The sequence below is a fragment of the Vibrio sp. 10N.261.46.E11 genome (genome assembly GCF_041472735.1).
Classification (GTDB): domain Bacteria; phylum Pseudomonadota; class Gammaproteobacteria; order Enterobacterales; family Vibrionaceae; genus Vibrio.
Map to the genome: position 1 here is coordinate 84,578 of NZ_JBFRQW010000068.1, position 6,985 is coordinate 91,562.

Genomic DNA, 6,985 nt, shown 5'->3' on the forward strand with positions numbered 1-6,985 from the left:
TTATTCCTTAAATAATGATCAACTGACCTTCAATCGCACCCGCTTGTTTCAGTGCTTGAAGGATTGCCATTAAATCAGAAGGCGCTGCACCCACTTCGTTGACAGCTCGAACCAAATCATCCAGCGTTAGGCCAGGTTCAAACTTAAACATCTTGCCATCAGCTTCAGTGACTTCGATATCTGAATCAGGAACCACTACTGTTTGGCCGCCAGAAAATGCATTCGGTTGGCTTACGTTGAGATTTTCTTTGATTGCGACCGTCATACCACCGTGCGTTACCGCCGCCGCTTTTAAGCGAACGTGCTTACCAACCACAATTGTGCCGGTACGAGAGTTAACAATGATTTTTGCAGAACCTTCTGCAGGGTCGAATTCGATATTTTCGATGGCAGACAAGAAAGCCACACGTTGGCTGATTTCACGTGGTGCGCGAACTTTCACAGAAGTTGCATCCACCGCAGACGCCATTTGTGGGCCTAAGAAGTTGTTAACCGCATCAGCCAAACGCTGAGCCGTTGTAAAATCTGATTGGATTAGGTTGAAGGTAATATAGTCACCGCGACCGAATGGGGTTGGAATCTCTTGTTCAACCGTTGCACCGCTAGAGATGATGCCAACGTTAGGGTTGTTACCGACAATCTTAGAACCGTCGTTACCCTGCGCGCTAAAACCACTTACTACCAAGTTACCTTGAGCCACGGCATACACTTGGCCGTCTAAACCTTTCAAGAAGGTTTGCAGTAAGGTACCACCACGAAGGCTTTTTGCGGAACCGATAGAAGATACGGTTACATCAACCTCTTGCCCCTGTTTAGAGAAAGCCGGCAGTTCAGCGGTAACAATAACAGCCGCTACGTTTTTAGTTTTTGGTTTAGTGCCAGGCGGCAATTGAATGCCAAAATTTTGCAGCATTGCGTTAAACGTTTGATCGGTAAAGGGAGTTGTTTCACCAGTACCCGGCAAACCTGTGACCAAACCATAGCCGACAAGTTGGTTACTACGAACACCCGCTACTTTTGCCACGTCTTTTATACGCGCGGCATGAGCACTGGAGGCAAGAAATAGTATGCCGAAGAGTACGAGTGTTAGTTTTTTCATTGAGTAACCTGTCTGTATTGCTTTAATTTATAATAAGTTAGCTTGAAGTTAGACAATTCAGAGAGTGTCAATATGCCGACACGGCCTCAAGCTCTACAAAGATACATTAAAGAATCGTGCCAAGAATCCAGGCTCTTGCATATCTTTCTGCACGCCAGTACCTGAATACTGAATTCGTGCATTCGAAACACGGTTCGAAGCAATGGTATTCTCGAAATCGATATCATCAGGGCGGATGGTGCCACTTAAGCGGATGTACTCATCCCCCGTATTCAACGTCATCCACTTTTCACCACGAACCACTAGGTTGCCATTAGCTAATACTTCAATGACTTCAACGGTAATGTAACCACTAATGCTGTTACTTTGGTTAGCTGATGCATCTCCAGCAAAGGTGTTGGTGTTACTCAGATCGTAAGAAAAGTTGTATTTTCCCAGTTCTAGATTTTCACCACCTACCGCTAGAGGTTCCATTGATGCGTCGTTCGATTTAGACATATCTGCATTGGCTTTTTTGGTCGCCCGCGTATTTTCATCTAACGCGACTGTAATGATGTCACCAATACCGCGAGGTTTTGAATCGTCATACATGCTGCCGATGTGGTTTGCATTGAACAGAGAGCCTGTTGCTGCAGCATAATGCTCTTGTTTTTTCTTCGGATTGATTGGCGCCCATGCAGGGTCACCAGCAATAGGGTCAGTTCTATCTCGAAGTGTGTCGATAATGCCAGTGCTTTCCTGGGCAGCCTTATCGCCTTCTACTGCATCAACCACTGTGGTTGCGTTCTCTTGTGCCGGAGTTTCAATTGGCTCAAGTGTGGTACAGCCCGTCATAGATAAAAACAGAGCTAAGCAAACAATACGTTTCATGGCGATGTACTCTCAGTAGACAATAGTAAACAGAACAATTAAAAGAAATCAGTAAACAGCGAATTAACCAGCTAGAGCTGTTGGTTAACGAAGCTCATCATCTTATCTACCGCTGAGATAACTTTTGAGTTCATTTCGTAGACACGTTGAGCTTCAATCATATTAACCAACTCTTCTGTTACGTTTACATTGGATGCTTCAAGCATAGATTGACGAACATTACCTAAGCCGTTCAACCCCGGAACCCCTTCTTGCGGGTCACCACTTGCACCTGTAGGCAAGTAAAGGTTTTGGCCAATAGGCTCTAAACCACCTGGGTTTACGAAATCTGTAATGGTGATTTGGCCAACCACGACGTTGTTTTGCTGACCTCGTAGACGAACCGACACCTCACCATCGTTGCCAACCGTTACTGAGATCGCATCTTCAGGAATAACGATTTCGGGTTGCAGAGGATAACCTTGACCCGATGTTACGATTGCGCCATCACCGTTCAGTGTGAACTGACCGTTACGGCTATAACCTGTTTCACCATCTGGCATTTCAACTTGGAAGAAACCATCACCCTCGATCATCATATCTAGGCTGTTCGAGGTAGTTTGTGCATTACCGTGAGTGTGCACCTTTTGAGTTGCAACCACTTTTGAACCCGCACCTAACATCAAGCCACTTGGTAGCTCGGTATTCTGAGAAGATTGGCCACCTGGTTGGTTAATATTCTGATAGAACAGATCTTCAAACACCGCGCGGCTCTTTTTAAAACCAATGGTTGAGGCGTTGGCAAGGTTGTTTGAAATTGTTGAAATATTGGTTTGTTGGGCGTCTAAACCGGTTTTACTTACCCATAATGCTGGATGCATAGTAATTTCCTTAAATTCTATTAGCTCATACGAAGCAGTGAATCAGACGACTTGTCCATTTCCTCTGCTGTGCTCATCATCTTGACCTGCATTTCAAACTGACGTTGTAAGTCAATTAAGCTGGTCATTTCACCTACGGCATTTACGTTACTGCCTTCGATAGCACCTTTGAGCAACGTTACCGCTGCATCTGCTTCGTATGCCTGATCTGGGTTTTTCGAACGGAATAGGCCATTCGTATCTTTAAACAAACTTTGATTATCTGGACGCACAAGCTTAATACGATCAACTACGGCTAATTCTTCAGCTGGAGCGCCTTGAGGAATCACCGAAATCGTACCATCAGTACCAATTTCTACTTTACTGATTGGGATTGGGAGCGTGATTGGTGCGTCGTTTTCACCAAGCACTAAATGGCCACTTGCGTTGGTAAGTAGACCGTTTTGGTCAACCCTTAGGTTACCGTTACGGGTTAAACCTTCACGACCAGTGTTGTCCATAACTGAAATCCAACCATCACCTTGAATGGTGACGTCGAGATCTCGACCAGTAGTAACCACACTACCTTGCGCGAAATTATGGCCCGGACGCTCCGTCATACTGAAAACACGAGTAGGCATGCCTTCCCCATACGCTTGCATTGAACGTGCTTGTGCTAAATCAGCACGGAAACCCGTAGTGCTTACGTTGGCAAGGTTGTTTGAACGCAGCTGCAAAGCCTGCATATTTTGCTTAGCGCCACTCATGGCAAGAAACAGTGCGCGATCCATAATTTTGCTCCAAAAATCATCTTCTGGGGCTAATAAAGCAAACACTGTGCCAATATTTTTAACTGTTATTTATCAGTAATTTAAATAGAAATCGAACAAGAAATGTGATCATCAAAGGATCATTCAGGAAGAATTGTTGCCAGTGGCATTACCGTGCGGCAATAGGGGCGGCAAATAAAAAGACAAACAGCCATATAAAATTCACCAACAATACCCAACTCAATAACATTGAATTGGGTATTCGCAGATGATTCAGACGTTCGAAACGATTAACGAATCTGAAGAATATTCTGTTGTAGTTGGTTGTGTACTTCTAGAGAACGAGAGTTCGCTTGGAAGTTACGTTGAGCAGAAATCAAATCAACCAATTCTTGAGTCATATCGATATTCGACTGCTCTAGTGAGCCATTGTTGATACTACCAAATGAACCTTTATTTGATTCACCCCAGATTTTATCACCTGAAGCGTTAGTAGAATCCCATTGAGTACCGCCTTTCTTATCTAGACCATGCTCATTCGGTACACGAACCAAACCTACGCGGCCTAGTATCACATTTTCACCGTTTGAGTAACTACCTAGAACACTGCCGTACTCATCGAAATCGATTTTCGTTAAGAAACCAGTTGTCGCGCCATCTTCATCAAACCTAGACAGTTCGAACGGAGCAGCAAACTGAGTTGAAGAATCCAGACCAAAGTTAAGTACCTGTGTTGGATCAGCACCGTTCAAATCAATTGCGTTCTCACCTGCGCCGATAGGATCAGACAAAATTGGCTGACCACCGTTAAGGCTTGCTAAGGTACCGTCATTGTTGAATTTCATGGTGTGACCAACATGACCAGCTGAATTCGTCGCGTCGCCACCAGTAATGTTTACCGGCTTCTCACCCGTTTCATCTGACATGGTGTAGTACGTCTGCCAAGTATTCGGTTGAGTCTGATCTTTTAGGTAGTAAGTCGTTAACTTGTAAGACTGTCCCATAGAATCGTAGACCGTCGAAGACGTTGCACGGTTATAGGTGTCAGGATCTTTGAAGTCAAATGTCGCCGGGTCTTTCAGATCACCATTTGCAGGAAGGTTAACCCCTACTTCAATGTTTTCTGTCTGTTTAGGCTTACCAAACTCTGCAGGAATGTCGAGAGGCTTTGGTGCGTAAGAAAGAACTTCACCGGTATTTGGATCAACATCATAGCCTAAAAGAAACTCATCATTAGCCGTAACCATGTAGTTGTCTTTGTTTAGGTGAAATGCACCATTACGCGTTAGTTCATTGATCTCTGGCACCATACGGTCTTTCGATACTGCAAAGAAACCTGTACCACTTACACGCAAGTCCATTGGGTTATTCGTATAAATACTTGAACCTTCGTGGAACTGTTGCGCTACTTGGCTAGCTTGCGCACCGCCTCCTGGCGTCGTTTTTGCGTTAGTGAACAACGAGCTTGAGTAAACATCACCGAACTCTGCACGAGACTCTTTAAAGCCAAATGTGTTTGCGTTCGCAATGTTGTTACTGGTTGTATTCAGGTCTAACTGTGCAGCGGATAGACCGCTTAAAGATACATATGACATTCCAATATTCTCCTAATCTAGCTAGCATAATCACTCTAAAAAGAGCTACGCTTTACCAACTTCTAGTACTTCAGCAAGTCGTACTGGCGATGTAAAACCAGCCAGATTGAGTAGTACGTTGCCATCGCCTTTACCAAGAAGCACACTGTTCACGTTCGCATAACTCGACACTTGGAACTCTGTGTTCTCACCTTCCAATAAACCCGACGCTTTTACGTTGTATTTACCGGCCGGCAATGGATTACCGTCTTCGTCTTTTCCGTCCCACTCAACACGTGTGTCACCAGATGGTTTTGAGCCGATATCAAAAGTGCGAACCAATTGGCCAACTTCATTCTCAACACGGACCATTACATTGTCCATTGCCTGAGGAAGCTTAACCATTGACGCCATACCGCCATCACCCTGTTTCACACCTGCCGCACCAGGAACCAATACATCACGGCCAACCAAAGAGGATGCCTGCAGTGCTTGGTTAGAGGTCATTGATGAATTCAAGCTTTCAAACTGTGTATTCATTTTGCCAATGCCATCTACGGTCGCAAATGAAGCCATTTGCGCAATCATCTGGTCATTGCTAACCGGCTTAAAAGGGTCTTGTTGTGCAAGTTGCTTAGTCAACAAAGATAAGAAGTCATCTTGTTTAAGATCTTGCTTACCTGTTGTTTCATCGGGCTTCTTAGCACCATCCTGAAGACTCTTCAGCTGGTCAACATAGGACAAGCCGCTTTGACCAACATTGTTGATTCCAGCCATTTGCTACCTCCTTATCCTTATTGACCCATCTGCAGCGTACGCAGCAGCATTTGTTTACTCGAGTCAGCAACCTGTACGTTTGTTTGGTACGCACGTGATGCTGAAATCATGTTTGCCATTTCTTCCATAACGTTCACGTTAGGCTTATAGATATAGCCTTCGTCGTTCGCTAACGGGTGATCTGGGTTATACTCCGCGCTCAGCGGCTTATCGCTTTCTACGATACCTAATACTTTCACCGGCACAGTGTGACCACTATTACGTGCCTGATTTAACTCAGCGCCAAACACTGCGTGGCGAGCCTTGTAAGTGTCTTTAGCAGAACTACTTACGCTGTCTGCGTTAGCAAGGTTGCTTGAGGTAGTATTTAGACGAACAGATTCAGCACTCATCGCAGAACCAGTCACATTGAATACATTAAATAAGCTCATCTAGTTATTCCCCTTTTATCGCTTTAGTTAAATTCTTGAACTTACTTCCTAGGAAGTCGAGAGAGGCTTGATGCCTAATTTGGTTTTGCATGAAAAGGTTTCTTTCCAAATCCAAATCAACCGTATTGCCATCTCCGGTATCAGGTTGCGTAGGAATTCGATACTTAGTTTCCCCATTCACCGTCGTTGAGGCAGAAATATGCCGACCGTCTGTTCGGCTAAGACCAATGCTTGCCCCAGAACTTGCCGCTTGCAGTGATTTATTAAAGTCTAATCCCTTTGCTTTATACCCAGGTGTGTTAGCTTGCGCGATATTAGTGGAAAGCACCTCAGCGTTACGCTCACGTACACCAACTGTGTGTTGGTGAATGCCTAAAGCATTGTCAAAAGAAATAGCCATGTAAACCTCAACTCAAGAACTGACTGTTATGAAATAACTTAAGCAATATATATACCAACTTTAGAAACAAAGTGGCCTAGCATTACTTTTACAGGTTACTCGTGGGTAAACTTGCAATATACAAGCCAACAAATAGAGTAAATTGGAATGTCACTCTGCCTTAAAGATATAGATTAAATCAGAAAAAGAAAACCCAGCACTTGGCTGTAATGCCGTTCACTTAAG

The 6,985-nt window shown here is 44.4% G+C and carries 8 protein-coding genes; all 8 read right to left on the reverse strand.

Going from position 1 to position 6,985, the window contains the following annotated elements:
- Window positions 1–7: 7 nt before the first annotated feature.
- On the reverse strand, window positions 8–1,099 hold the full coding sequence (locus AB4407_RS19230) for a flagellar basal body P-ring protein FlgI (RefSeq protein ID WP_372121669.1): 1,092 nt from the start codon (window positions 1,097–1,099) through the stop codon (window positions 8–10).
- 93 nt (window positions 1,100–1,192) lie between these two features.
- On the reverse strand, window positions 1,193–1,969 hold the full coding sequence (gene flgH, locus AB4407_RS19235; protein WP_372121670.1) for a flagellar basal body L-ring protein FlgH: 777 nt from the start codon (window positions 1,967–1,969) through the stop codon (window positions 1,193–1,195).
- Window positions 1,970–2,040: 71 nt separating this feature from the next.
- Window positions 2,041–2,829 carry a flagellar basal-body rod protein FlgG gene (gene flgG, locus AB4407_RS19240; protein WP_372121671.1) on the reverse strand — a complete coding sequence of 263 codons (789 nt, stop codon included), beginning with the start codon at window positions 2,827–2,829 and terminating at the stop codon, window positions 2,041–2,043.
- 20 nt (window positions 2,830–2,849) lie between these two features.
- Window positions 2,850–3,599 (reverse strand): flagellar basal-body rod protein FlgF, encoded by a 750-nt coding sequence (gene flgF, locus AB4407_RS19245; protein WP_009848571.1) that lies wholly within the window; start codon window positions 3,597–3,599, stop codon window positions 2,850–2,852.
- A gap of 269 nt (window positions 3,600–3,868) precedes the next feature.
- Complete coding sequence (gene flgE / locus AB4407_RS19250) at window positions 3,869–5,173, reverse strand: flagellar hook protein FlgE (RefSeq protein ID WP_372121672.1); 1,305 nt, start codon at window positions 5,171–5,173, stop codon at window positions 3,869–3,871.
- Between the two features lie 45 nt (window positions 5,174–5,218).
- Entirely contained in the window at window positions 5,219–5,929 is a 711-nt protein-coding gene (gene flgD / locus AB4407_RS19255) for a flagellar hook assembly protein FlgD (RefSeq protein ID WP_009848573.1), read from the reverse strand.
- A gap of 17 nt (window positions 5,930–5,946) precedes the next feature.
- Entirely contained in the window at window positions 5,947–6,360 is a 414-nt protein-coding gene (gene flgC / locus AB4407_RS19260; RefSeq protein ID WP_086048935.1) for a flagellar basal body rod protein FlgC, read from the reverse strand.
- Between the two features lie 4 nt (window positions 6,361–6,364).
- Window positions 6,365–6,760 (reverse strand): flagellar basal body rod protein FlgB, encoded by a 396-nt coding sequence (gene flgB / locus AB4407_RS19265; protein ID WP_009848575.1) that lies wholly within the window; start codon window positions 6,758–6,760, stop codon window positions 6,365–6,367.
- Window positions 6,761–6,985 lie beyond the last annotated feature (225 nt).

Bases quoted from the DNA above. Each gene is read 5' to 3' on its own strand.
- AB4407_RS19230 (WP_372121669.1), bottom strand. From the start codon at position 1,099: ATGAAAAAACTAACACTCGTACTCTTCGGCATACTATTTCTTGCCTCC.
- flgH (WP_372121670.1), bottom strand. From the start codon at position 1,969: ATGAAACGTATTGTTTGCTTAGCTCTGTTTTTATCTATGACGGGCTGT.
- flgG (WP_372121671.1), bottom strand. From the start codon at position 2,829: ATGCATCCAGCATTATGGGTAAGTAAAACCGGTTTAGACGCCCAACAA.
- flgF (WP_009848571.1), bottom strand. From the start codon at position 3,599: ATGGATCGCGCACTGTTTCTTGCCATGAGTGGCGCTAAGCAAAATATG.
- flgE (WP_372121672.1), bottom strand. From the start codon at position 5,173: ATGTCATATGTATCTTTAAGCGGTCTATCCGCTGCACAGTTAGACCTG.
- flgD (WP_009848573.1), bottom strand. From the start codon at position 5,929: ATGGCTGGAATCAACAATGTTGGTCAAAGCGGCTTGTCCTATGTTGAC.
- flgC (WP_086048935.1), bottom strand. From the start codon at position 6,360: ATGAGCTTATTTAATGTATTCAATGTGACTGGTTCTGCGATGAGTGCT.
- flgB (WP_009848575.1), bottom strand. From the start codon at position 6,760: ATGGCTATTTCTTTTGACAATGCTTTAGGCATTCACCAACACACAGTT.